Genomic DNA, 23,763 nt, shown 5'->3' on the forward strand with positions numbered 1-23,763 from the left:
TTGTAAAGGACATTTTGAAAAAAGTTAGGCAACATCAAGAAGATGGTTTCTGTATCCAACAGGAGTCATCTTTTTTAAATTCCATTGATATCTATAATGATTATAATACGTCATATATTTCTTAATCTCTTGTTTCAATTCATTAAAGGACACGCAAGGTTTTATATGAGCTTCATCTTTCAGATGACCAAAAAATGATTCTTGTGGGGCGTTATCCCAACAGTTTCCTCTTCTTGACATGGATTGTCCTAGGTTTAGCTTTTTAACTAGCTTTTGATAGGTAGGGCTTGTGTAGTGGGATCCTTGATCTGAATGAATATAAGCACCTTCAGTCAATCGAATCCGCGGATTCCTTTTTAGTTTATGGAGAGTTGTCGTTACGAGCTCTAATGTCATCTGTTCTGAAACATGGTAAGCTAAAATTTCATTAGTTGAGCCGTCTAAAATTGTAGATAAATAGGCCCTTTGATTCTTACCGTAAACTAAATAGGTGATATCTGTAAGAAGTGTTTTCCCTGGGGTATTTTGTTTAAATTCCCGATTTAATTGATTTGGTACTATTCGATGTTCTTTTGTAGCTTTAAGCATTCTTTTATAAGGATTCGCTTTGCGAACCGGACAGATAATCTCGTATTTCTTCATAATTCTACGGATACGCTTTAAATTGTAGACAACTTGAAACTGACCCGCCAATGTCATCTTTATCTGACGAGCCCCTTTGTTTCTATTTCTAAATCGAAGTGCTTTTAATATGGTTTCCTTCAAGATTTCATCTCGATCACTCTTTTGTTTCCGTTGTTCTTGAGATGAAACTGAAAAGTAATTATAGTATCCCGAACGGGATACACCAGCTACTTTACACAAATGACTGACCATATTCCTTAAGTTGTATTTCATGATGACAGAACGAATCAAGATGAATTTCTGACTAGGTGGTAGTGTTATTTCCTTCTCATCCTCCCTTCCATAAGTTTGATTTTTTTTAGCAATTCGTTTTCCGCCTTTAGTAAGTTTCGTTCGGCTTCTAAACGGGCATACTTTTCTTCTAACGTAAGCTCTCTCTCAAGAGTTCTTCCAGCGTTTTCGATACGTGTATCCCTTAAACCCAATACACCATTTTTTCTATAAGCAGCACGCCATCTACTTCCCGATGACATAACTCGTTTCATTCCAATCATATCTATATCAAAACCACATTCTTCAAAAATATTTCGAGGTAGCTTTCCTTTTTCATTTTCCTCAATAAAAATATGCTTAAATTCCTCTGTATAAGTGATACCTTTCTGACTTACAGATTTTACGTATAGGTTATTTGATAGAATTTGAATTTCTCTTTCTGTAAATAGTTTTTTTGTCATTTTCAACATTCTCCGATCCCAATTTTCCTTTTATTATACAAGAAATACCCTATAGAATAGACTTTTTTCAAGTGTCTATTCTATAGGGTACATTTTAGCATGCTACGCTTTTTTTAATTTATTTTCATATTATCTTTACCTAATCTTTATTTTTAAGCGATATAATCTGGTTAGAAAATGAGGTTATGTAAGGAGTCGATGAACCGTGCATAGCAATTGGCTAAGTATAATGGTATTTATTTTCTTTTGCGCATTTATTGTATTTTTAATTAATATTACGATATGAAAAAAGAGCGCTCATTAAGCGCCCTTTTTTTGTGTATTCATTTGATAAGCACTGATGCTTTTGAATAAGCGTGGGGAAGTGAGGAATAAAAATATAAGTAAAACTGTACATAAAATAAAAGAACCAAGCATTGTACTTCCATTTACGATTAATGAATATAACACAGCTGATTGACCTTTCGGCGCATATTGTCCCCAGAAAATAATACCGGCAATAAAGTGACAGAAATAGCGAGCAAAGCTACCGACAAATGTAGCAAGGATAATGTAAACAAGGATTTTCTTACCATGGTTTTGTTTTGCTGAAGGTTTTTCATTGCGACTACCTAAACTTGAATGTTCTTCACTATTTTCATTAGACGTTAAAAGTGCTTTTTGAATTGGACGATAGAATAAGCCAGCAAATCCGATAAAAGCAAAGGCAATGAAGTACTCAATGAATGCTTGAACAGGTGTTAAAATATAAGCATCCCCCACGACTATTTGTAATAGTCCCCAAACTAAACCACCTAAGAAAGCTGATTTAAAGCCCCAGCGGTAAGCGATAATAAAAATAGGAATCATAGCGAATGAGATAGAACCGCCTGTTGGAAGTTTAAGTGATAATGGTAAAATATCGATAATCATGGCGAAGGCTGCAAGAATAGCAGATTCGATCATCGCTTGTAAATTAGTGTTACGCATGTTGTCTCCCCCTAAATCCAAGTTGTACAAAAAAGAATAGATATCATAGGAGGATACGAAATACGTAAATAAAAATGAGGTATGTATTTCGGACGTTTGCACAATCCCTGCGTTAGCATTAACTAACAGGTTCGAAGGGTCGGAACGAAGTGTTCCCTCTCAGCGGCATGGCTCCCCCAGTGATAACGAGATTCTTTATTTGCTATTGTTTATTGTAAGCGAAATGGATGAGAATGGCAAACGAATACAGTATGACAATAATTGAAATAGAATTGTAGCGAAATGTTAATAAATATGAAGCAAAAGGGTATAGTACAAGAGAAATTGGGTGTGGTATAATTTTTTTGAAAATAATTATCATTCTCTTCTGAGGGGGAAGGTTATGAGTTTAGTAGATATTAAAATTGGAGAGAAAGTGTTAGTAAAAAGTATTCAGTCTTTAGATCAGCTATTAAAGCGTAGACTAGCTGCTTTCGGTCTTGCTGAAGGAAGCGAACTTCGCCTGAAACAGAAAGCGATGTTTAAAGGTCCTTGTACATTGGAGTGTCGTGGACAGTTAATTAGTATTCGTCATTGTGACGCGAAAATGATAAAGGTGGAATTAGCGTGAATAAGGTAGCTTTGCTAGGGAATCCGAATACAGGGAAGACATCATTATTTAATGCACTTACTGGTTCTTATGAGTATGTAGGAAACTGGAGCGGTGTAACAGTAGAAAAGAAGGTTGGTAAATTAAAAGATAGACAAGGAACATTAATTGATTTACCAGGTGTTTATGATTTAAATCCAGTTTCACGTGATGAAGGTGTTGTAACAAACTTTCTATTAACAGAAGAATTTAATCATATGTTAAATATCGTAGATTCCTCGCAGTTTGAAAGAAATATGCATTTAACGTTGCAGTTACTTGAATTTGGTAAGCCAGTCTCAATTGGTTTAAACATGGTTGATGTGGCGAAGCAAAGAGGAATTGTCATTGATGTAAAACGATTATCAGAACTATTAGGTGTAACAGTCGTTCCTGTTGTTGCAAGGAGTGGAAAAGGCTGTGAAGAACTGCTTACGACTCTTAAAGAAAATGACAAAAAAGAGAAAAAGCCATTCCTTATTTCATATGGTGTACAAATGGATGAAGGAATTGGAGAAGTAATTGCTCTTTTAGAGACAGTGAATTACGAGCATCCGAGATGGTTAGCACTTCAATTTTTAAGCAATAACGAAGTAGTAGAAAAAGAAATGAAAGCATTACCAATTTATAAGGAACTCATAGCCATTCGATCTCGCTTAGAAGGAAAACTTGATTGTACGTTAGAAGAGCACATTTACAAAACTCGTGAAGCGTATATTGAAAAGTTAAAAACAAATGTTATGAAGCATGAGAAAGAAGGAAAAATTCCTTTTTCAGAAAAAATTGATAGATTAATTACACATAAAATTTTAGGACTTCCAATCTTTTTAGCAGTTATGTTTTTTATTTTTCAGGTTACGTTTACGTGGATTGGTACACCTTTATCTGATATGTTAGATGAGTTTTTTGGTGGCCAGCTTACGGATTGGGTGACGGCTGGACTTACAAGTATTGGAGCTTCTCATTTTATTCAAGCACTCGTTACAGAAGGTATTATTGCCGGTGTTGGTGCTGTATTAGTATTCGTACCACAAATCTTTGCACTATTCTTTTTCATTTCATTATTAGAAGACTCAGGGTATATGGCGCGAATTGCAGTTGTTATGGATAGAATTATGGAGTTTTTCGGCTTAAACGGAAAAGCTTTTATTCCGATGATTATCGGTTTTGGATGTAACGTTCCAGGTATTATGGCTGCGAGAACGATTGAACAGGAGAAAGAACGTTTACTTACCATTTTAGTAACACCATTTATGTCTTGTTCAGCACGATTACCTGTATATGCATTATTTGCGGGCGTATTCTTCCCGCATAGTCAGGCGACTGTTGTATTTTCTTTATATGTTGCAGGGATTGTTCTTGCGTTATTAGTTACAAAAATTATGTCTCTTACGATTTTGAAAGCGGAAAAGTCTATTTTCGTAATTGAATTACCGCCTTACCGTGTGCCACAAGCGAAAACATTATGGCTGAGCACGTGGGAGAAAGGAAAAGGATTTGTTCGTAAAGCTGGTACATTCATCTTTGGTGGTTCGGTTGTCATTTGGTTATTAAACTATGCAGGTCCATCAGGATTTGGTGTTGATATGGGAGACAGTTACTTAGCGATGATTGGTGGATTTATCGCACCGCTATTCGCACCGCTCGGCTTTGGAACGTGGCAAGCTGCAGCATCCCTTTTAACAGGATTTTTAGCGAAGGAAGTTGTCGTTTCTACAATGGCAATTATTTATGCAGTTAAAGAAGATGTGCTTGGAAATGTAATGGGAGTACATTATACAGCATTATCAGCTTATGCATTTATGTTCTTTATTTTATTATATGTTCCGTGTTTAGCGACGGTAGCTGTTATTAAACGTGAAACAGGATCAGCGAAATGGACGATTTTCTCAGTCGTTTATCCACTCGTAGTTGCTTATGTATTAACGCTCATTATATATCAAGTTGGATCCTTACTCGGATTCTAGAAGGAGATGTATTACGATGATGGTCAATATTATAATTGGAGCTATCATTTTTGGTTATGCAGCATACACGTTAGTTAATTTTGTAAAGAGAAGTAAAAAGGGAAAATGCGCAGCATGTTCTTTAAATAAGTCATGTCAGTCGAAAACTTGTAGTCCAGATATGGAACAAGTTGCTCATAATAAATAGAAAAAAGCTTTGCGAATGTCGCAAAGCTTTTTTGTTTTACTTTTTAATTTTTACAAGTTGAGAAGCTTCGACGCCGTTGTAACCAGGGAATTCTTTACTTGGGTCTTTATCAAATTTTAATACACCTACAGATTTTTCATCACCTTTTACATTGTTGTAAGTTGCGTCATCGACAATCGCATACATATCTGTATATGCACGGCCACTTCCGATAATTGTGTTGCCTTCATATTTTAATTTCGCTCCATCAAGTGTAGCATTTTTTACTTTTTCTTTTGCAAATAATACACCTTGTTCTGTTGTTATAGCTGGTAATTTATCAAGTGGTTTCGTGTTGTCTTTTTCATCAACTTTGCTAAGTAACTCTTTTTTCACTAGTTCCTCACCAGTTTTCTTATCCATTACAAGAACTTTTTTACCATCTAATGTTGTCATTTTCATTTTATAGAAGTCTTTTTCTTTCACTTCTTTTTTGTTTTTATCTGTAATTTGCTGAACTTGTTCTTCTGAGCCGTACAGTACAAAACCGTTCGCTTTCTCTCCTAATAAAGAACAACCTGATAATGCTCCAAGTGAAATTGCTGCTGCTAATCCGATTCCTACTAATTTTTTCATGATGATTTCTCCTTTTATATGTTTTATATTAAATACAATTTTTGTATTATTGCTTACAAGTGAAGAAGCTTGTTTGTTGCTTCTGGTATTAGTGTATAAGAAATATTAGAATGCAACTATCGAGTTAGCTTACAGTAACATTACACTTATGTAATTTAGTGAAATTGCACAAAAGTAAGTTAATTTCAAAGAGGAATAATGAGAATATATTAGAAATACAATATCGTATATAGAATGTCATATTATAATGGATGTATTTTGGAAATAACATGTAAGGACATATTAGTTTTGTTATAATAAACACATAGGCTGTAAAAATGAATATTCTTTACTGTAAAGGGAGATTTTTCAGTTTTCCAAGTAGTGAATTTGAAATATGAGGTATATCATAGGAGGAATTTAGATGTCTGTATTTAAACGATTAAGAGATTTAACAATGTCAAATGTGTATTCGTTAATTGAGAAAGCGGAAGATCCAGTTAAGATGACGGATCAATATTTACGCGATATGCAAGCGGATGTACAAGAAGCTGAGAAAAGTGTAGCAGCTCAAATCGCGCTTGAGAAGAAATTCAAAATATTATTTGAAGAGCAAGAAGCACTTGTGAAAAAACGTGAAGAGCAAGCTCATATGGCTGTTCAAGCTAATAACTTAGATCTTGCGCGCCGTGCACTAGAAGAAAAACAAAATGCGGAGCAAAAGATGAATGAGTATAAAGCAAGCTATGAGCAAAATAAAGCTGCTGCTGATAACCTGCGCCTAAAGCTAGAAGAAATGCGTAAGCAATTAAATGAGCTGAAAAATAAACGTGAGACACTTGTAGCGCGTGTAAATGCGGCGAAAGCACAAAAGAATATTAATCAGGCGATGTCTGGATTTGATTCAAACTCAGCAAAAGCTGGTTTAAGCCGTATGGAAGAGAAAGCTCTTCAATTAGAGGCTGAAGCAGAAGCGAGCGGTGAAGTTTATAAGAAAGAAAAATCATTAGATGATGAATTCGCAAGCTTAAACAAAAATTCTGCTGTTGACGATGAATTAGCTCGTATTATGAAGCAGTATGAGAAATAATATAGAATAGAGACAAATGAACCGACATGTCTAAATATATTCATGTCGGTTTTCTATTATATTTAGAGGAGGTTTTGCAATGACATGGACAAATGTATTAGCCATGCTTGTATGGACTGGAGCGAGTGCAGTACTTTTATTTGCAATTATGTGGGTTGATTCAATTTTTACAAAATACAATGATTTAAAAGAAATCAAAAATGGAAATACAGCTGTAACAACTCGTTTTATTATGAAATTATTTGCACAAGGGTACATTTTATCTCAATCAATTACGAAAGCAAATGACTTATGGCAAGCACTTCTTGCATCAGCAGTTTCTTTCGTTATTTTATTAGTGGTAGAAATGTTTATCGAATTCGTATTAAAGAAAATGTCTGGTCTTGATTTAGAAGAAGGTACGAAAGAAGGCAGCGTTGCACATGCGATGTTAGCTGGATCATTACATATTGTTGGTGCACTTATTTTAGGTGCTTGTTTATAAAGAGAAAAGGAGGGGTAAATCATGAGTTTATTTAAACGAATTAAAAATATAATGAAAAGCCCAGAGCCACCGAAGCCGGAAAAGAGTCTTTTAACGTTAGCTCCTGGCGATATGATTGAAGTGTCATTAGTTATGTATGAATTAATTGGGAAAACGAGTATGCATTCGCGTAAGGAAATTGTTTTGACATTGCAAGATGGAAAAGACATTCGTTATTTAAAAATTGAAGATCGTGAAAATACGTATTACAAATTATATACACCAATTGATGGTCGCTTAGATTCAATTGATGAAATTCCGACGACAATTGAAATGGATGATACCGAGTACCATATGGAAGAACAATATAACGGACGTGTTGTTGTGATGGGAAAAACTCCATTCTCAGCTTCAGAAGAACAGTACGTATGGGAATTCCAATCAGACAATCGAAAATTATTGCGTATTGAATGGCAAAATGGTCGCACAATGATGTATGAGGGAGAAGCAATCATTCCTGCTGATGTACAAATTATAAGAGCAACGTAAGGGGGCGTAATCATGTCAAACCGATTGTTTACCATGATTAAATCGTTTGTAATCCCTATACTTGCTATCGTTATATTACTTGTTGTTGCTGGTTATGCCTTATCAGGTTGTCAAGGCGGGCAGACAAAGTCGATTCAAGACCGTTATCCACTTGAATCTGTTGCCAAGGAAGGTAAACAAGAATCTTACGTGTATAGGGCCGCCAATCGGTCAGTTCCTGAAGTAGCGAAGGAACTCATTAACGAAAGAGAACCGAAGCAAGCATCTAAAGAAGACGAAAATCAAATGTTCCTCGTTTATTCTGATAAGATTTATAACCTGCAAAAGGATAAAGAGAAACCATCTGATACGTTAATTGAAATAAGTAATAAAGAATTTGTCCGTCAAAATTACCAACCGTCCTTCTTGCAAGGATATATTATGGGTAGCATATTAAACGATATATTCGGTTCAAAAAGATCATCATCCGGTGATTACCGAGGATATAATGACAGACAAAATCATCAACCAGTTATTCCAGAAAGACCACCTACAAAAGAAGAAAAGAAAACCCCACCTCCAATTACGAAGGAAGGGAAAGGGTCTATCATTAAGCGAGGCGATAATGTAGATTCGAAACCATCAGTAGGTGATAAGGGAAGTATTACTGAAAAAGGAAGTAATACGACGCCCCCACCTTCTACTGGAAGCAAGGGGAAAATTACGAAAACACCAGGCGGTTCAAGCGGATCAGATGTGAAGCCAAAATCATCTATTAAAACGCCGCCAAGGAATACATCTCCTCCGAAAACGAGGGTCGGTGGTTCAGGAAAGATTACGAAGAGAAGATAGTGTAGAGGCCAAAAAGTGGAATTTGCTTTTTGGTCTTTTTTCGTGTTATGGGAATTAATCCCTTTCAGTTGGTACGATTTAGGCATAAGGGGGCGAGTAAAAATATATCAGCGATTATTAGAATATATCGACCACAACTCAAAATATATCAGCGATTATTGAAATATATCGACTTACCGACAAAAACTGACAACGATAGCAACTTAATAATAAAAAGAGGGTGTGCCAAAATTTTGGCACACCCTCTTTTATATAACGATTAATGAATATCACGTTTCTTGAAATTACCGCCTTTTACTTCTGCTACGTCATAAACTGTAATAAAGGCGTGTGGATCGATTTCATTAATAAGTTCTTTCATTTTACTTTCTTCTAAACGGTTAATTACGCAAGAAATTTCTTTGAATTTCTCTCTTGAATAACCACCGTATACTTCGTTATATGTTGCACTTCGGCCTAAACGATCGCGAATTGTTTCTACCATTAATTCAGGCTCTTTTGTAATAATTTTAAATGCTTTTGAACCACTTAAACCAACTTCAACGATATGAATCACTTTCGAAGCGATAAAGTAAGCAATTGCCGAAAGGATAGCTCCTTGAAGACCGAATACCGTTGATACGAAAATAAATACGAACATGTTTAAGAATAAAATAAGGTCACTCGTTCCAAATGGTAACTTACGAGAAAGCAATACAGCAAGCATATCGATCCCATCTAATGCCCCACCGTTACGTAATGCTAGTCCCATACCAAAACCGATGATAATACCACCAACAACTGTAACTAATAATGTATCGCCTTCAATAATAGCTGGTATTCCGTGCATGACAACGGTACCTACTGCTAATGAAGCAATTCCGATAATAGAATAAATCGCAAAGCTTTTACCGATTTGCTTATACCCTAACCAAACGAAAGGAATGTTAATAACTGCGATTAGAGCTCCTAATGGCAATCCAAATAATCTTGAACTAACGATACTTAAACCAGTCACACCACCGTCTGATACGTTATTTGGAATTAATACTGCTTCTAATCCGTACGCTGTGATAAATGCCCCAATAATAATCATCAAAGCTTTTGAAGCAATTTTTAGCTTATTGGGCTTGTTTTTGATAATTTTCTCCATATAATTTCCTCGTTTCAAACTAGTTTCTTATTTGTTACGTAATTCACACCTAAATTTTATTTTAACATTTAATTTGAAAAAATTCTCCTTTAATGGATGTATGCAGGGAATATTATCACCATATTATCTTTAAAATATTTTTGAAATCAGTATAAGAAATCCCATCCTTTCAAAGGATGGGATGCTATTAAGAAAATATAAAACTAAGTACTGATACGAATAAAGCGAAACCTAAAATAGTTCCACATATTTTCATATGGCGCTTACGTCCCATTACGACAATCGCAACATATTCGCGAATCATTGCGTTAGGCCAGTAATAAAATGCAGTTTTTGACCCGATTCCTTGGCTATTAAGACCAGCTTGTCTAGCGTATATGCCAGCGCGGAAAAGGTGGAAATTATTTGTGGTAAAAATACTTTTATATTTACCTTCAGGTTTTAAAGAATCCATAATTTCTTTAGAGAACAACATATTTTGATATGTGTTTACAGAGCGATTTTCTTGCACCGTATGTTCAAGAGGAATTCCTTTTTCAACAGCATAATTTTGCATTGCTTCTGCCTCTGGAAGACCTTCATCTGGACCTTGACCACCAGAGAAAATAATTGTTGGTGGTGTATTTACAGCTGCTTGTTTCCAATAGAAGTCGATAGCTTTATTAATGCGGCTTGCAAGTAATGGTGGTACTTTATCATTAATTAAGCCGCTACCAAGAACGATAATGAAATCTTGATTACGTCTTGGTCTGTTGAATTGGTATAAAAAATATGCGCTTAAGAAGTTAGATAAGTGTATAAAGAAATAGAAGCTTATAAGAGAAATAGCTGCAAAAATAGGCTCTAAATGCGATGAGACCAAACTTGCTGGGTTTATAATAGGGAGTAACATAAAGAATAACATCCCTAAAGCAGCAAGGAGTGTTAAACAGTTAGTGAACCGTCTTCCTTCTCGCTTCATTAAAATTCTAGCATTAAGAAATAGCCCAAACATTAAAGCAACAATACCGAAAGGAAGCATAATAAGAAGTGCTAAAATAGGTAAAATTATAATATAGCGTAGGACATCACTACTTGAATTTACAGATATAATCACACAAAAAAGAAGGAAAAAACAGACAAAGGAATTAAATAAAAAGCCGTTTATTATTTTTCGCGGATCTTTTAAATATGAGATAAGAAAAATAATAAATAATATAAGAGGAATAATTCCGAAATACATCATAAATATAGTACACCTCAATTTGTATAAGAATTTGACATACCTTTTATATTACATGATTTTATAAGTGAAAATGAAAGAAAAAGGATTTTGAATTTTCTCAATAAAATATATGGATACATATGTTACAATATATTCAAAGCGATATATTAAAAGTAAAATGGTTGAAAAGGCACTCAATAGAGTGCTTTTTCTTTTTGTATGCAATTGTGCATATTATATTTTTTTTCAAATGAAGAGGATTACAATATAATTTGTAGACAGACTTTATAAAGCAGAATTTAATACAAACATTTCCCTCTACTTTTTGTATCTAACAATCGTATAACAATAAATAATTCTGTTTTATAGTGTCTGTTTTTGAAAGGTGTCTTTTTTGAAGGCACCTTTTTTTATTAGTATAGATAGTTTTCACTGTTAGCATAGTGTAAACTATCTATACTAAACATTAGCAATCTTCCGTATAAATATTATCAATTTACTATATATTCCAGTGGTGTTAACCTACATATGAAAGGCTTTCTTTTTCAAAATATTACCCCTAATAAAATTTTGAAGAAGTCAACTGTCTCCAAACTTGTCTTTATGCTTAAAGAAAAAGCACTCAAATTGAGTGCTTTTTCTTATTGAAACATGCTATTTTTCTAGGCGATTTTCATAAAATAAAAGTAAAGAAATGAAAGTGGGTGACAAAATGCCGGCAGTTGTGGAAGGTGTTATTATTGAAAACTGCAATGGAACAATTAATGTAGGGGATAAATATAACGTACAGCCGATTGAAAAGACGAAAGCTTATAATGGATCGGGATCATCAAATACAGGAATGAAAGTACAAACGTTTAGCGGGATTAGTACGGCGGATGTAAGGGATAATGATGCGTATGATCAAGTTATTCAATCAACGTTATAATTTTAAAATGCAAAATTGCATAAAGTAACATGTTTGTTGTATGTTACACTCTAGCTGTGAGCTGTTAATGATTCTTCTGTATTATAGTTGTTAGATTAGAAATATAACATCTTATCGAAAATCATACGTACAAAAAAAAGACACTTCAAACTGAAGTGACCCCTGTCAAGTAGACAGTATTCAAAAAACACAACTAAGCAACCTGAGTTCTATATTTATATGGACTCAGGTTATTTAGTTTCTTTTGGAACCTTTGGTGATTATAAAAGTGTATATATTTGCGCACAGCAAACTTAACCTCATCAGCTGTGCGGAAAGAGTATAAATGAAAACACTCTGACTTAAAGTGACTGAAGAAGCTTTCTATACAAGCATTGTCCCAACAGTTTCCCTTTCTGGACATACTAGCCTTCATCTGATATTTTTTGAGTAGTTGATTATATTGACGAGATGTGTACTGGAACCCCTGATCACTATGCAGGAGAATCCCTTTCACGTTTCGTTTTTTTCTTGCTTTTTTAAGTGTGTCTAGTACTAGTTTTAGGTCATTTCTACGGCTAATTTCATAGGCAACAATTTCATTGTTGTATAGGTCTTTAATAGCGGATAAGTACAATCTCTGTCCATTGAAAATCAAATAGGTAATATCTGTTACCCATTTTTCGTTTGGTTTGGAAGCTTGAAAATCCCTGTTCAGATGGTTATCTGAAATCACATAAGCTTCTTTCTTCCCGTAATAAGGTCGTTTTCTCCTAATAATAGCTTTGATACCTAGTTCACCCATCAACCTTTGTATACGTTTGTGATTAAAATGAAGGTTATAAGTGGCTTTCAGCCAAACTTGTACTCTCCTGTATCCATAAATCCCTTTAAGTTTTTTATGACACTCCAATATCTTCTTTTTTATTTCGGTATCTTCCAATTGTTTTTCAGAAGGCGTCAACTGTCGCTTAATCCATTTGTAGTACCCACCTCTAGTTACTCCAGCGATATCACATAGAATGGTAACTGCATAACCTTTTTCTGATAGCCCTTTGATGGCTTCAAACTTCCTCGTTTTTGGTACAGATTCCACTCCTCCTTTTACATCCCTAAGAGCTTTTTTAACATTGCATTCTCCGCTTCTAATCGTTTCATTTTAGCTTCTGGATCTTCTGGATTGTTTTTTGGTCTACCTATACCTGGACCTTTCGTTTTACCACGTTTTTCTTCTAGTCCTTTGATACCTTCAGCTTCAAAGTGTTTCACCCAACGTCTTACTACCGAGTGATCAATTCCTAATTCTTTAGCAACCGTTTTGTATCCCATTCCTTCTTTCAAGTATAAATTTACTGCTTTTTTCTTAAATTCTATATCATAAGTTACTCTAATTTTGCCCATAGAAAAATCCCCTCCATAGTAAACAGATTAATGTGCTTTCTTTTTACTGTCTACTATAAGGGGATCATATCAAAACGAAGTGTCTTTTTTTACTTTAGTGATACCCTTTAGCAGAGTCTTTATGAATTTTATTTTTAAAAATACTGTAGCTCCAAAGCTGATATCCAATAACGATTGGTACCATAACCATTGCAACGAAGAACATAATTTTTAAGTTTAATTGACTACCAGCTGCGTTATATAACGTTGTACTGTATGCATCGTTAATACGAGATGGTAACATTCTTGGGAACATACCTGCAAAGCCAGTTGTCATAAACATTGCGATTGTTAGGCAAACGAATGTGAATGCAAGGCCAATTTTATGTTTGTACACCATAATAAGTGCGAGTACACTCATTAGCATTGCAAGTACTGGAAGAATGAATAGTACCGGATATTCCGTAAAGTTTTGGAATAAGTTTGTCCGATTAGCAGTTGCTACATAGAAGATAGCTAAAATAATAGCAGCTGCCATTGAAAATGGTCTTGCGATTTTATAAGCACGATCAGATACTTCACCAGTCGTTTTAATCATGACCCAAAGGGCACCGGATACGACAAATATAGCAGTGAAGAAAAGACCACCTAATATACCGTAATGGTTTAGTAAGCTAAGTAAATTTCCTTCATAGCCATTTTTTTCGATTTGTAGTCCGTAATAAAGATTAGCGAATGTAACACCGAATAAGAAGGCGATTAGGAAACTGCCAATTGCAAATGCCCATTTACAAGTTTTTTGCCAAATTGGTGAATCATCTTTATGCATGAATTCCAGTCCAGCGGCACGAGCAAATAGTGCAAGTAATACTAAGAATAACGGTGTATATAAATAACTAAACATATTAGCATATGTGACTGGGAAGGCAGCAAATGTTGCGCCACCAGCTGTAATTAACCATACTTCATTACCGCCCCAGAACGGGCCAATTGCTTCTTGTAATTGATTTCGTTCTTGTCGATCTTTCGTAACGAAAGGAAAAATCATTCCGTTACCAAGTGCATACCCGTCAAGAATGAAGTAAACTGTCCAAATCACGCCCCATAAACCGAACCAGATGATTGCAAGCATATCATGAGACATGAGCTACACCTCCCTCAGTAGCAGGTTCTTCTAATGCGGCAGGTCCTTTTTTCGCGAACTTCAGCATTAAGTATACGTCTGCGATTAAAAGTAAAGTGTAGAATAAAATTAAACTAATTAATGAGAACCAAATTTGCGGGACAGATATAGGTGATACAGATTCTGCTGTACGCATTAGTTTATATACTGTCCATGGTTGACGACCTACTTCAGCGACAATCCATCCTGCGTTAATTGCGATATAAGGAAGTAAGACAGACCATATTGTAATTTTCAAATAACGTTTTGAGTTTTCTAGTTTTCCTTTTCGGTTTAAATAGAAGCCATACCAAGTTAATGCCATAAAGAACATGCCGAGTGCAACCATTAAGCGGAAGCTATAATACACGAGGTTAACATTTGGACGTTCATCTTTCGGAATATCTTTTAAACCAACAATTTCGCCATTAAATGAATTTGTGTAGAAGAAGCTTCCGAGTTTTGGAATCGTAAGGAATTCAAAGTTCTTCTCATTTTTTACATCAGGAATTTGAACAATTGAGAAGCCTTGTCCTTTTCCAGTTTCCCAAACTGCTTCCATCGCAGCACCTTTTGCGGGTTGATATTTAGCTGCTGATACACCAGATTGATGTCCCATAAACGGTGTAATTGTTGCGGCGAATAAGCCTAACATTAAACCAAACTTAAATGATTTTTTGAAGAATTCTACTTCATTTTTACGTAATAAGTGATAAGCACTAATTGCCATAACGAAGAAAGCACCTACGATATAACAACCAACTACAGTATGGAAGAACATGTTCCAAGCGTATGGATTCGTAACGAGTGCCCAGAAATCATTTAATTCAGCGCGGCCGTTACGCACGACGTATCCAACAGGGTTTTGCATAAAGCCGTTTGCTGTAATAATCCAAAGGGCGGAAATGTTTGTTCCAAGTGCAACCATCCACATACAGAAGGCACGGAACTTTGGTGAAATTTTGTCTTTACCGAATAACCATATTCCCATGAAAGTAGATTCTAAGAAGAAGGCAACGAGTGCTTCGATTGCGAGAGGGGATCCGAAAATGTCTCCCATATATTTGGAGTACTCAGACCAGTTTGTTCCAAATTGGAATTCCATCGTAATCCCGGTTATAATCCCCATTACGAAGTTAATTGTAAATAATTTACCCCAGAAATTTGCCATTTTACGGTATGTTGGATTCAATGTGCGGGCGTATTGAGTTTCCATACATGCTACTAAAATGACAAGTCCGATTGTCAAAGGTACAAATAAAAAGTGATAAAAAATAGTAATTGCAAATTGAAAACGACTCAGTAACAGAACGTCGGACATAATAAATATTCACTCCTTTTTTACATTATCTACAATCAGTTTATAGTGAAAATACGTTTAAAGTATGTGAAACTTGTTACAAAGATGTGTGTATATTTTGAAAGAATTATGTCGATTATCTGAAAATATCTTATTTTTACTATAAAGCGATATCCTTTTTGAGTTTTTCATATTTTGGTACACTATTTATGTAGTGTAAACGAGAGAAAAGAGGGTCCTTTACTATGAAGTCATTAGAAGAGATTTTGCAGTACAATGAGAAATTTGTTGAAGAGAAAAAATATGAAGAGTTTGTAGCGGGGAAATTTCCAAACAAAAAATGGTAATTATTTCTTGTATGGATACACGACTTGTTGAACTATTACCAAAAGCGATGAATATGCGTAACGGTGATGTGAAAATTATTAAAGTAGCAGGCGCTGTTATTTCACATCCATTTGGAAGTATTATGCGTAGTATTTTAGTCGCTGTATACGAACTTGGCGCTGATGAAGTATGTGTAGTTGGTCACCATGATTGTGGTATGGCAAAAATTCAAGCAAGTAGTACGATTGAGAGAATGAAAGAACGCGGTATAACAGAAGAGAAATTAGATATGCTTCGTTATTCTGGAATCGATTTAGAACAATTCTTGCGCGGTTTCTCTAGTGTGGAAGAAAGTGTAGAACATAGCGTATCAGTACTTCGCAACCACCCATTACTTCCGGAAGAAGTACCTGTTCACGGTCTTGTTATAGATCCTGATACAGGAAAATTAGATTTAGTTGTGAATGGTTACGACAATTAAGAATTTACTTTGTCATCCTTTTTATCTGGGACAGGATCAAATCCTCCCGGGTGGAAAGGGTGACATTTTAATATACGCTTACAAGTAAGCCAAAAGCCTTTGAATGCACCATGTTTTTGAAACGCTTCTAATCCATAATGAGAACAAGTTGGATAAAAACGGCATGTTGGTGGTGTCATCGGAGAAATGAACTTTTGATAAAAGCGTATAATCCCAATAAAAATCTGTTTCATAACGGTCTCCTTTTCAGCATATTCTTAAAGTATTATAGCACGACTGTACATAATACTTTACTAATGTGCATTTCCGTTATATCATATTGGATATAACGGAATTAAATTAAAAGCGGGAGAGATGTTGTATGCCATCAGTAGAAAGCTTTGAATTAGATCATACGATTGTAAAGGCACCTTATGTAAGACATTGCGGAGTTCACAATGTAGGTAGTGACGGTATTGTAAATAAATTCGATATTCGTTTCTGCCAACCGAATAAACAAGCAATGAAACCAGATGTTATTCATACGTTAGAGCATTTATTAGCATTTAATTTACGTAAATATATTGATCGTTATCCGCACTTTGATATTATCGATATTTCACCGATGGGCTGCCAAACAGGATATTATCTTGTAGTAAGCGGAACACCGACAGTACGAGAAATCATTGATTTATTAGAACTAACATTAAAAGATGCGGTTCAAATTACAGAAATTCCGGCTGCAAATGAAACGCAATGTGGTCAAGCGAAGCTTCACGACTTAGAAGGAGCACAACGCTTAATGAACTTCTGGTTAAGCCAAGATAAAGATGAACTTGAGAAAGTTTTTGGATAAAAAGAAAAACTGCCTGTGAAAGGGCAGTTTTTTTATTGTGCTAAGAGCGACTATACTCTTCTTTTGTATGAAAATATATTAGATACTCCAACATATAAAATAAAGGCAGAACAGAGAAAATAAACAAATGCTTTCGCTTTTTGCTGCTTCTTTATTTCATCGATTCCAAAAAGGATACACATAATACTTAAAAGGATAGACACGTAAGGTAAAAGAATAGTGAAGTTTGCAAAGAAGCTAAATAGGGCGAGAGAAAGAGCGATAGTGGCGATTATAATTTGAATGTTTTTTAACATGGAATCCCCCTTAAGTAGAAAGAAATAGTTACTGAGAGAAAATAATTATAAATGCTAAATTGGTCAAAATTTCATTCTACATATAACGAAAGTAGTTTGATATTAAAAAGAAGAATATGAGACTGGAAACGAAAAAATACGGGATACTCATTGATTTTCGTCCGGATTTCAATTCATTAATTCCTAGAAGAATAAAGAAACAACTGAGAATAAATTGTACGTATGGGAGAAGTGAAAAATTATCGGTAACATGGATATAAGTGCTTAGAATGAGTAAGAGAAGCATGAGAAATGCTAAAAAACTCCGTAATATAGTTAGAGTTAGCATTGTATAGCCTCCTTTAGACCATTTACTAGAATATTTCTGTGAAACCAATAAATAAAGCAGCGGCCCCTGCTAGTAGAGCGAGCAGACTACCTCCTGTTTGTCGTTTTAATATTTCCTCTAAACTTATGGTGAGGGCCATACCTCCTAAAAAGATGAACATATAAGGCATTATTTCTCTACTACCAGTAAAAAATCCATAGATTGCTATAGATAAGGCAATAAGTGATAAAGTAATCCGACCCCCTTTTAGCATAAAAGACCTCCTCTATTTTATGTAGGTAATAATGAGAACTATCCAAATGAAAGCACCGGCAATAATACAAATAAATCCAGTTGCTAATTCCTTTTTCTTTATTTGTTCAAATGCGATGAGAAACATTAAAGCCCCTAATAGAAATTGTGAAAGAGGTAAAAAATTATTTTGACCTGTATATAATCCAATTGCCGACATAACGATCACAGTGAGTGCTACTATGATGCGAAGTATACGAAGCATATTAGGAATTCTCCTTATTCTTTTTTGTATAAGGATTGTCTTCTAGTTTATCGACGGAATGTTTATAAGCATAGCCTTTATTAATTGTCATGATGGAGAGTACGACGATGATAATACCGATAATTAATATTTTGAACATAAACTCCCTCCTTTTCTTTATTTTACATAATTTTGTAATTGATGAAAACAATAGAAAATAAAAGGATGAAAGAAGGGTGTTACATGGAGACGAAAAAAACATATTATATATCAATAGGAAATGGTCAAATTTCACAAGTGAAGACGGCGGATACGTATAATTTTGAGATTTCCGCAAATGATGAGGAAATTACGGAATTAAGAGAGCACTTTGATCAAGCATATGTAGAAGATTTAGGGTCATTTGTACGCTCCCACGTTCCATTTGTTGAGTATCATCACGATTCAAATAATGACCGATATGATGAACAACTACAAAAAGCATATAAAATGATTTACGATTTAGGAAATCATGAGACGAAAGAATTAGTCGCGCAAATGGGAATAATCAATGGATTGTAATTGGATAATATTATGCAGAAAAGCGAGAATATGCTACAATTTGTGGTAGGAAAAACTTGTAACCATCAATAGGGGAGTAATGGCATGTACAAATTTAAAGATTATTACCACAACACTGTACAATTATCGTTTGAACGTTATCCATTTTCTCCTGAGCCAAAGCATGTTTGGGTTGTATGCCGGTACGGGGATCAATGGTTATTAACGCATCATTTACGTCGCGGTCTTGAATTTCCAGGTGGTAAAGTAGAACTAGGGGAAACACCGGAAGAAGCGGCAGTTCGAGAGGTTCATGAAGAAACCGGCGGCATAGTTTCTGATTTAACTTACTTAGGACAATACAAAGTATCTGGAAAAGACAAAATAATCATTAAAAACATTTATTTTGCAACAATTAGTGCGGTAGAAGAACATACGCATTACGAAGAAACGAAAGGGTCTGTTTTATTAAAAGACATTCCTGACAACATTAAAACGAATAGAAAATTTAGCTTTATAATGCGCGATGACGTATTAGCGCGTACGATGAAACATATAGAAGAAATCGGCTGTTTTACGAAGTAAAGTAGCCGGTTTCTTTTTTTTGTATGTAAGAATAAATGTAAATATATCTTTATATTATTTTGGGTATATTATACAATTTTGTAAAGATATATTTACATTTTAGGAGGGGAAAGATGGATAAAAGAAAAGAAACGACTGTTACTGTTTCGATGGTTAAATTAAACTTTTCTTTATTTTTTATAATAATTGCTTTGTCGTTTGGAATTGGTTATTTGCATATATTTCTTTCGGGTGGGGGCGGATTAAAGTTTCACTTTATCTCCACCTCTAAAAACGAAAGCACCTCCAACAAATCATCTACGATACGTGAATGCTTAAAATTCCCCCAAAACGAATCTTTTTTCCAAACACCAAGAATCCCTACTTGTTCAGAACCAAGCACATCGTTTTCTGGATGATCTCCAACATAAAGACATTCTTCTGCCTTCACATCTAGTCTTTGCAAAGCACGTTCGAAAATTTCAGGATGAGGTTTTTTAATTCCTTCAGCTTCTGAAACGAGAATGGTGTTTGTATACGTATGTATATGTAGTGCTCGAAGGTTGCTCATCTGAAATTCAGTAAAACCATTTGTAATAATACCAATTTTAATGTTTCGCTGTTTTAACTGTTGAAGTAGTTCATGCGTGTTTTTGAAAGGAATACAATGATGTTGGAAGTTTGTAATATAGTCGTGTAGTAGTTGTTCTTGCGTTAAAGTAGTAATGTTGTATTCGGAAAGGAGAGTAGCATATACTTTATCCTTCCACGTATAGCCATTATTATCGAGTTCAAGAAATCGAGAACAATACTTTGATTTCTCTATGCTCTTCAAATGTGAGGCGAAGCGATTATATTGCTCACAAATAAATTGTTCTAAAGATTGGCGCCGATCTAATAGTGTTCCATCTAAGTCGAATAAGATTGCACGAATCATGGGAAGCCTCCTTGCAGTTTTTATAATTAATTATCGCATATTCGTAAAAAAATGATTATGATATTTTGTAGAATGGAATAATGGGGGATTGTATGAAGAAACTGTATGGCAAGTTAGTGTGTTGTATTATAGCAAGCAGTTTAGTTGCAGGATGCGAGAGTGCTATCGAGGTTACGAAAGAAAAAGAAATTTGTAAAACAGAAGAAGAGTGCACGCAAATAGGAGATAAAACATTACAAAAAGTATATAAAAAGATAGAGGGACTTTCAGAACTTGAAAAAGTAGAGGATTATGACATAGAAGAGTATGAAAGTATGAATATGAAAGAGGCGGAACAGAAAAAAGAAGAGGATGACAATTACTTCTTTTTAGCTTCTTATTATATCGATGATGATGAAATTGTAGATCCTTATTTTGAGAAATTGGATCGTAAGAGATTGAATAAAGTTTTTGCAGATGACAAAGTAGCAAAAGATGATTTGTTAAGCCAGCGGCAAGATAGAGAGTATCATGAAACGTTATGGGACATGTACCGCACTCTCATTCCAGTGAAATATCGTGAGAATATAACAGGGTTGGATTTAATAACGGATGGTTATGACGGCGTTGTTGCCCATGTCATGCCAAGTATGGATGACCCGAGAGATTGGTTGCTTAGTTTAGACGTGCTCGATTCTGGGGTGAATATAGATGAAGTGATGAAAACATTAATTCATGAAACGGCTCACGTATTAACGATTGGGCATAAACAAGTACCAGTGGATAGGAAATATTTAGAGGCGTTTGATGAAGAGAAAGACATTTCATCATATCGAAATAAATGTAAAACGGTGTTCTTGAAAAATGGATGTGCGAGAAAAACTTCGTATATTAACCAATTTTATAATGAATTTTGGAAACCAATTGAGCAAGAGTGGACAGAAAAGAAAGTAGAAGAAAGTGAAGAGGCACAAATTGAATTTTATAAAGAAAAGCATGATGATTTTGTATCGCTGTATGGAATAACAAATGTAACGGAGGATATCGCAGATACATTTACAGCGTTCATTTTACAAGATTCAAAAAAGGTGAAAGAAGGAACAGAGTTAAAATATAAAAAAATTGCTTTCTTCTATCAGTTCCCTGAGCTTGTAAAAATGAGAGCGGAAGTGCTGTCGGGATTATATGATGTTTCAAAAACGATAGAACAACAAAGTGGAGACTAATGTGAGGTATGCTTTCGATATAGTTTCGTTAAAGAAAAGCGTGAAGAATTTTTAATTCTTTGCGTTTTTTTATGTTGATAAAATTGAAAATTCTGTATTTTTATTAAAAAGAAGAAGGAACTTTCGGTATAAAATAGAATTAGTATAAAAATGTCACAATTTAGACACAATTATAATGCGCGTGTTGTAGGGACTATAAGTTTACTCTCGAGGAGGTAATGAAACGTATGAAAACGATTCTTGCTGTTGCTGGTCTCATTTGGGTAATGTCTCACGGTTTTCCGATTTTTGAAGGGGAGCAAATTCGTAGTGCTTTGAATGAAAAGTTTAATGATTATCATGTGATAGATCGAAAAGATAATGTCGTTACAGTACGTGTGAAAGACTGTTTCCATACAGTTACGGTTGCGGATGGAAACATTACAAATGAAACGAAAATGTGTGATAAAAGGTAAAAGAAAGAAGCTGACTATAGCGCACTGTTTTGAGTCAGCTTCTTTTTCTTTTTCCAATTAGAATTTTTTCAAATGCCTCAACAAATACATACATAAGAGTTGCAAGAACACATGTGAGTAGTACGCTAAGTAAGACGAGTGTGAAGTTAAAGACTTGGAATCCGTAGCTAATTAAGTAGCCAAGTCCTTGTTTGGAAACGAGAAGTTCTCCGAAAATAACACCGACCCAGGATAAACCAACATTTACTTTTAACGTTGAGATAATTGCTGGAAAGGATGCAGGGAGAACGACTTGCTTATAACATTGCCATTTATTTGCGCCAAATGTGTCCATCACTTTTATATAGTTAGAATCGACTTCTTGAAATGCACTGTAAATAACGAGAATGGTAATGATGATGGAAATGATTACTCCCATTGCGATAGAAGATGAAATGTTTGGACCGAAAATAACGATGATGATTGGACCGAGTGCAACTTTTGGCATTGCATTTAGGACGACGAGGTAAGGATCAAGTACGCGGGCTAGAAGTGGCATCCACCAAAGAAATGTGGCAATAATAGCACCGAGTACCGTTCCGAGAATGAAGCCTACTCCTGTTTCCAGCAATGTCGTCCATATGTGGACCCAAAGTGAACCGTCGATCCATTTCGTTAAGAAGAGATCCCAAATACTCGAAGGAGAACTAAAGAGTAAAGGATCGATCCATTCTTTTTTGCTAGCTATTTCCCATAGTGCAAAGAAAAGAATAAGTAGTAAAAGCTGTAATGAGCGAGCAATCCAAGCACGCCTGCGTTCTTTCTTTCGAAATTGTTCATGTAGTTGTTTTATATTATCCAAGTCGTTCCAGCTCCTTCCATATATCTTGAAAGAGGGCTGGGAAATCGTAGTGATGGCGTGCTTCTAACGGTGATAAAGAACGGATACTTTCCGGGACGATAAAGGTTTTTGCGATTTTTCCAGGATTCGCTTGCAGTAAATAAATACGATCACTCATCGCAATCGCCTCTTCAATATCGTGAGTAACAAGTAGTGATGTTTTCTTATATTTATTTAGTAAGTTGAAAACGAGTTCTTCTAGTTTTAATTTCGTTTGATAATCGAGTGCGGAGAATGGTTCATCTAGTAATAAAATTTTCGGATCAGTTGCTAACGTTCGAACGAGAGCAGCACGTTGACGCATACCGCCGGATAGTTCACGAGGATATTGTCCTTCTACCCCATGTAGACCGACTTGTTTTAAAAGATTTAAAGTATGTTCTTTCATCTGTTCATCATAAATCTTTCGAATATGAAGTCCAAGCATAATATTTTCTTCAATTGTTTTCCACGGGAATAAGTAATCTTGCTGCAACATATATCCCATAGATGAAGTTTTCGTTGTAATTGGTTCACCATCTAAAAAGACGATACCATCAATTGGATCAAGTAGTCCAGCAATGATTGAGAGGAGCGTTGTTTTACCGCAACCACTTGGGCCGAGTATAGAAATAAATTCGCCTTCTTCCACTTGTAAGCTCATATCTTCGAGAATAAGTTTGGCATTCTCTTTTGCGAAAAAACAGTGAGAAACGTTACGTATTTGTAAAAAACTCATA

Annotated in this window: 30 protein-coding genes, 2 pseudogenes and 1 riboswitch; of the genes and pseudogenes, 15 read left to right on the forward strand and 17 right to left on the reverse strand. The window is 35.0% G+C overall.

Annotated elements, in window-relative coordinates; genetic code table 11:
- Positions 1 to 24: 24 nt before the first annotated feature.
- A protein-coding gene (locus QCI79_RS17590) for an IS3 family transposase (RefSeq protein WP_087942833.1) occupies positions 25 to 1,367 on the reverse strand; the annotation gives its coding sequence in 2 pieces (ribosomal slippage) (positions 25 to 986 and positions 986 to 1,367; 1,344 coding nt in all).
- 291 nt (positions 1,368 to 1,658) lie between these two features.
- Positions 1,659 to 2,327, reverse strand: coding sequence for an energy-coupled thiamine transporter ThiT (gene thiT / locus QCI79_RS17595; protein WP_001246585.1), 669 nt, complete (start codon positions 2,325 to 2,327; stop codon positions 1,659 to 1,661).
- An 86-nt stretch (positions 2,328 to 2,413) separates the two neighbouring features.
- Positions 2,414 to 2,515, reverse strand: a riboswitch (TPP riboswitch).
- Between the two features lie 194 nt (positions 2,516 to 2,709).
- Here thiT and QCI79_RS17600 point away from each other — a divergent pair.
- The 3 genes from QCI79_RS17600 to QCI79_RS17610 are packed head-to-tail and all read left to right on the forward strand — an operon-like array spanning position 2,710 to position 5,109.
- Complete coding sequence (locus QCI79_RS17600) at positions 2,710 to 2,937, forward strand: FeoA family protein (RefSeq protein ID WP_000060512.1); 228 nt, start codon at positions 2,710 to 2,712, stop codon at positions 2,935 to 2,937.
- A complete protein-coding gene (feoB, locus tag QCI79_RS17605) occupies positions 2,934 to 4,922 on the forward strand; it encodes a ferrous iron transport protein B (protein ID WP_001044844.1) in 1,989 nt (662 codons plus the stop codon). Before QCI79_RS17600 ends, feoB begins: the two co-directional genes overlap by 4 nt.
- 16 nt (positions 4,923 to 4,938) lie before the next feature.
- On the forward strand, positions 4,939 to 5,109 hold the full coding sequence (locus tag QCI79_RS17610) for a FeoB-associated Cys-rich membrane protein (RefSeq protein ID WP_000989593.1): 171 nt from the start codon (positions 4,939 to 4,941) through the stop codon (positions 5,107 to 5,109).
- A 36-nt stretch (positions 5,110 to 5,145) separates the two neighbouring features.
- On the opposite strand, the gene QCI79_RS17615 is transcribed toward QCI79_RS17610, so the two are convergent.
- On the reverse strand, positions 5,146 to 5,724 hold the full coding sequence (locus QCI79_RS17615) for a lipoprotein BA_5634 family protein (protein ID WP_000737499.1): 579 nt from the start codon (positions 5,722 to 5,724) through the stop codon (positions 5,146 to 5,148).
- Positions 5,725 to 6,127: 403 nt separating this feature from the next.
- On the opposite strand from QCI79_RS17615, the gene QCI79_RS17620 reads away from it, so the two are divergent.
- The 4 genes from QCI79_RS17620 (at position 6,128) to QCI79_RS17635 (ending at position 8,636) form a co-directional block, all read left to right on the forward strand.
- Positions 6,128 to 6,793: a PspA/IM30 family protein gene (locus QCI79_RS17620; RefSeq protein WP_000110280.1), complete on the forward strand. Its 666-nt coding sequence runs from the start codon at positions 6,128 to 6,130 to the stop codon at positions 6,791 to 6,793.
- A gap of 79 nt (positions 6,794 to 6,872) precedes the next feature.
- Positions 6,873 to 7,277, forward strand: coding sequence for a DUF350 domain-containing protein (locus tag QCI79_RS17625; protein ID WP_000220321.1), 405 nt, complete (start codon positions 6,873 to 6,875; stop codon positions 7,275 to 7,277).
- Positions 7,278 to 7,298: 21 nt separating this feature from the next.
- The gene (locus QCI79_RS17630; protein WP_000051746.1) at positions 7,299 to 7,805 is read left to right on the forward strand and encodes a DUF4178 domain-containing protein; all 507 of its coding nucleotides are present in this window, start codon (positions 7,299 to 7,301) and stop codon (positions 7,803 to 7,805) included.
- A 12-nt stretch (positions 7,806 to 7,817) separates the two neighbouring features.
- Positions 7,818 to 8,636 (forward strand): DUF4247 domain-containing protein, encoded by an 819-nt coding sequence (locus QCI79_RS17635; protein ID WP_000071185.1) that lies wholly within the window; start codon positions 7,818 to 7,820, stop codon positions 8,634 to 8,636.
- Positions 8,637 to 8,895: 259 nt separating this feature from the next.
- Here QCI79_RS17635 and QCI79_RS17640 read toward each other — a convergent pair whose 3' ends face one another.
- Together QCI79_RS17640 and QCI79_RS17645 are read right to left on the reverse strand one after the other, a co-directional pair.
- Positions 8,896 to 9,768 (reverse strand): YitT family protein, encoded by an 873-nt coding sequence (locus QCI79_RS17640; RefSeq protein WP_000411244.1) that lies wholly within the window; start codon positions 9,766 to 9,768, stop codon positions 8,896 to 8,898.
- A gap of 187 nt (positions 9,769 to 9,955) precedes the next feature.
- Positions 9,956 to 10,993: a YdcF family protein gene (locus tag QCI79_RS17645; protein WP_000990102.1), complete on the reverse strand. Its 1,038-nt coding sequence runs from the start codon at positions 10,991 to 10,993 to the stop codon at positions 9,956 to 9,958.
- A 673-nt stretch (positions 10,994 to 11,666) separates the two neighbouring features.
- Here QCI79_RS17645 and QCI79_RS17650 point away from each other — a divergent pair.
- Positions 11,667 to 11,900, forward strand: a complete 234-nt coding sequence (locus QCI79_RS17650; protein WP_002062565.1) for a spore germination protein — start codon at positions 11,667 to 11,669, stop codon at positions 11,898 to 11,900.
- A 193-nt stretch (positions 11,901 to 12,093) separates the two neighbouring features.
- Here the strand turns inward: QCI79_RS17650 and QCI79_RS17655 are convergent, their stop codons facing one another.
- The 4 genes from QCI79_RS17655 to cydA form a co-directional block, all read right to left on the reverse strand.
- Positions 12,094 to 12,975 carry an IS3 family transposase gene (locus QCI79_RS17655; protein WP_000446736.1) on the reverse strand — a complete coding sequence of 294 codons (882 nt, stop codon included), beginning with the start codon at positions 12,973 to 12,975 and terminating at the stop codon, positions 12,094 to 12,096.
- Between the two features lie 8 nt (positions 12,976 to 12,983).
- A complete protein-coding gene (locus QCI79_RS17660) occupies positions 12,984 to 13,280 on the reverse strand; it encodes a transposase (protein ID WP_000516529.1) in 297 nt (98 codons plus the stop codon).
- A 94-nt stretch (positions 13,281 to 13,374) separates the two neighbouring features.
- Positions 13,375 to 14,403 carry a cytochrome d ubiquinol oxidase subunit II gene (gene cydB / locus QCI79_RS17665; protein ID WP_021728756.1) on the reverse strand — a complete coding sequence of 343 codons (1,029 nt, stop codon included), beginning with the start codon at positions 14,401 to 14,403 and terminating at the stop codon, positions 13,375 to 13,377.
- Positions 14,393 to 15,742, reverse strand: a complete 1,350-nt coding sequence (cydA, locus tag QCI79_RS17670; protein WP_001286194.1) for a cytochrome ubiquinol oxidase subunit I — start codon at positions 15,740 to 15,742, stop codon at positions 14,393 to 14,395. Before cydA ends, cydB begins: the two co-directional genes overlap by 11 nt.
- Before the next feature lie 224 nt (positions 15,743 to 15,966).
- Between cydA and QCI79_RS17675 the strand changes: the two are divergent.
- Positions 15,967 to 16,529 (forward strand): annotated as a pseudogene (locus tag QCI79_RS17675) (beta-class carbonic anhydrase).
- On the opposite strand, the gene yidD reads toward QCI79_RS17675, so the two are convergent.
- Complete coding sequence (yidD, locus tag QCI79_RS17680; RefSeq protein ID WP_000809330.1) at positions 16,526 to 16,762, reverse strand: membrane protein insertion efficiency factor YidD; 237 nt, start codon at positions 16,760 to 16,762, stop codon at positions 16,526 to 16,528. The pseudogene QCI79_RS17675 and the gene yidD sit on opposite strands and share 4 nt — an antisense overlap.
- A gap of 128 nt (positions 16,763 to 16,890) precedes the next feature.
- On the opposite strand from yidD, the gene luxS reads away from it, so the two are divergent.
- On the forward strand, positions 16,891 to 17,364 hold the full coding sequence (gene luxS, locus QCI79_RS17685) for an S-ribosylhomocysteine lyase LuxS (protein ID WP_001141371.1): 474 nt from the start codon (positions 16,891 to 16,893) through the stop codon (positions 17,362 to 17,364).
- Between the two features lie 50 nt (positions 17,365 to 17,414).
- Here luxS and QCI79_RS17690 read toward each other — a convergent pair whose 3' ends face one another.
- The 4 genes from QCI79_RS17690 to ytzI form a co-directional block, all read right to left on the reverse strand.
- Complete coding sequence (locus tag QCI79_RS17690; RefSeq protein ID WP_000916672.1) at positions 17,415 to 17,660, reverse strand: YczI family protein; 246 nt, start codon at positions 17,658 to 17,660, stop codon at positions 17,415 to 17,417.
- Between the two features lie 353 nt (positions 17,661 to 18,013).
- Positions 18,014 to 18,241, reverse strand: a complete 228-nt coding sequence (locus QCI79_RS17695) for a DUF3953 domain-containing protein (protein WP_000911652.1) — start codon at positions 18,239 to 18,241, stop codon at positions 18,014 to 18,016.
- A gap of 12 nt (positions 18,242 to 18,253) precedes the next feature.
- Complete coding sequence (locus tag QCI79_RS17700; RefSeq protein ID WP_000944457.1) at positions 18,254 to 18,484, reverse strand: DUF3953 domain-containing protein; 231 nt, start codon at positions 18,482 to 18,484, stop codon at positions 18,254 to 18,256.
- Between the two features lies 1 nt (position 18,485).
- Positions 18,486 to 18,623: a YtzI protein gene (gene ytzI, locus QCI79_RS17705; RefSeq protein WP_016110838.1), complete on the reverse strand. Its 138-nt coding sequence runs from the start codon at positions 18,621 to 18,623 to the stop codon at positions 18,486 to 18,488.
- 83 nt (positions 18,624 to 18,706) lie between these two features.
- Here ytzI and QCI79_RS17710 point away from each other — a divergent pair, with 83 nt between their 5' ends.
- The 3 genes and pseudogenes from QCI79_RS17710 to QCI79_RS17720 all read left to right on the forward strand — a co-directional run.
- On the forward strand, positions 18,707 to 19,024 hold the full coding sequence (locus QCI79_RS17710; RefSeq protein ID WP_000448409.1) for a hypothetical protein: 318 nt from the start codon (positions 18,707 to 18,709) through the stop codon (positions 19,022 to 19,024).
- Positions 19,025 to 19,108: 84 nt separating this feature from the next.
- Positions 19,109 to 19,588, forward strand: a complete 480-nt coding sequence (gene mutTA / locus QCI79_RS17715; RefSeq protein ID WP_000276385.1) for an antimutator 8-oxo-(dGTP/GTP)ase — start codon at positions 19,109 to 19,111, stop codon at positions 19,586 to 19,588.
- A gap of 113 nt (positions 19,589 to 19,701) precedes the next feature.
- A pseudogene (locus QCI79_RS17720) lies at positions 19,702 to 19,824 on the forward strand (DUF3267 domain-containing protein); the annotation flags it as partial.
- A gap of 14 nt (positions 19,825 to 19,838) precedes the next feature.
- Here the strand turns inward: QCI79_RS17720 and QCI79_RS17725 are convergent.
- On the reverse strand, positions 19,839 to 20,504 hold the full coding sequence (locus tag QCI79_RS17725) for an HAD family hydrolase (RefSeq protein ID WP_000617254.1): 666 nt from the start codon (positions 20,502 to 20,504) through the stop codon (positions 19,839 to 19,841).
- 92 nt (positions 20,505 to 20,596) lie between these two features.
- On the opposite strand from QCI79_RS17725, the gene QCI79_RS17730 reads away from it, so the two are divergent.
- Positions 20,597 to 21,709 carry a hypothetical protein gene (locus QCI79_RS17730; protein WP_000737830.1) on the forward strand — a complete coding sequence of 371 codons (1,113 nt, stop codon included), beginning with the start codon at positions 20,597 to 20,599 and terminating at the stop codon, positions 21,707 to 21,709.
- 227 nt (positions 21,710 to 21,936) lie between these two features.
- Positions 21,937 to 22,164, forward strand: coding sequence for a hypothetical protein (locus tag QCI79_RS17735; RefSeq protein ID WP_000849112.1), 228 nt, complete (start codon positions 21,937 to 21,939; stop codon positions 22,162 to 22,164).
- A gap of 34 nt (positions 22,165 to 22,198) precedes the next feature.
- On the opposite strand, the gene QCI79_RS17740 is transcribed toward QCI79_RS17735, so the two are convergent.
- Together QCI79_RS17740 and QCI79_RS17745 are read right to left on the reverse strand one after the other, a co-directional pair.
- Entirely contained in the window at positions 22,199 to 23,005 is an 807-nt protein-coding gene (locus tag QCI79_RS17740) for an ABC transporter permease (protein ID WP_000368771.1), read from the reverse strand.
- Entirely contained in the window at positions 22,998 to 23,762 is a 765-nt protein-coding gene (locus QCI79_RS17745) for an ABC transporter ATP-binding protein (RefSeq protein ID WP_000009025.1), read from the reverse strand. Before QCI79_RS17745 ends, QCI79_RS17740 begins: the two co-directional genes overlap by 8 nt.
- Between the last annotated feature and the right edge of the window lies 1 nt (position 23,763).

The organism is Bacillus cereus group sp. MG1 (assembly GCF_040460035.1).
GTDB lineage: Bacteria > Bacillota > Bacilli > Bacillales > Bacillaceae_G > Bacillus_A > Bacillus_A cereus.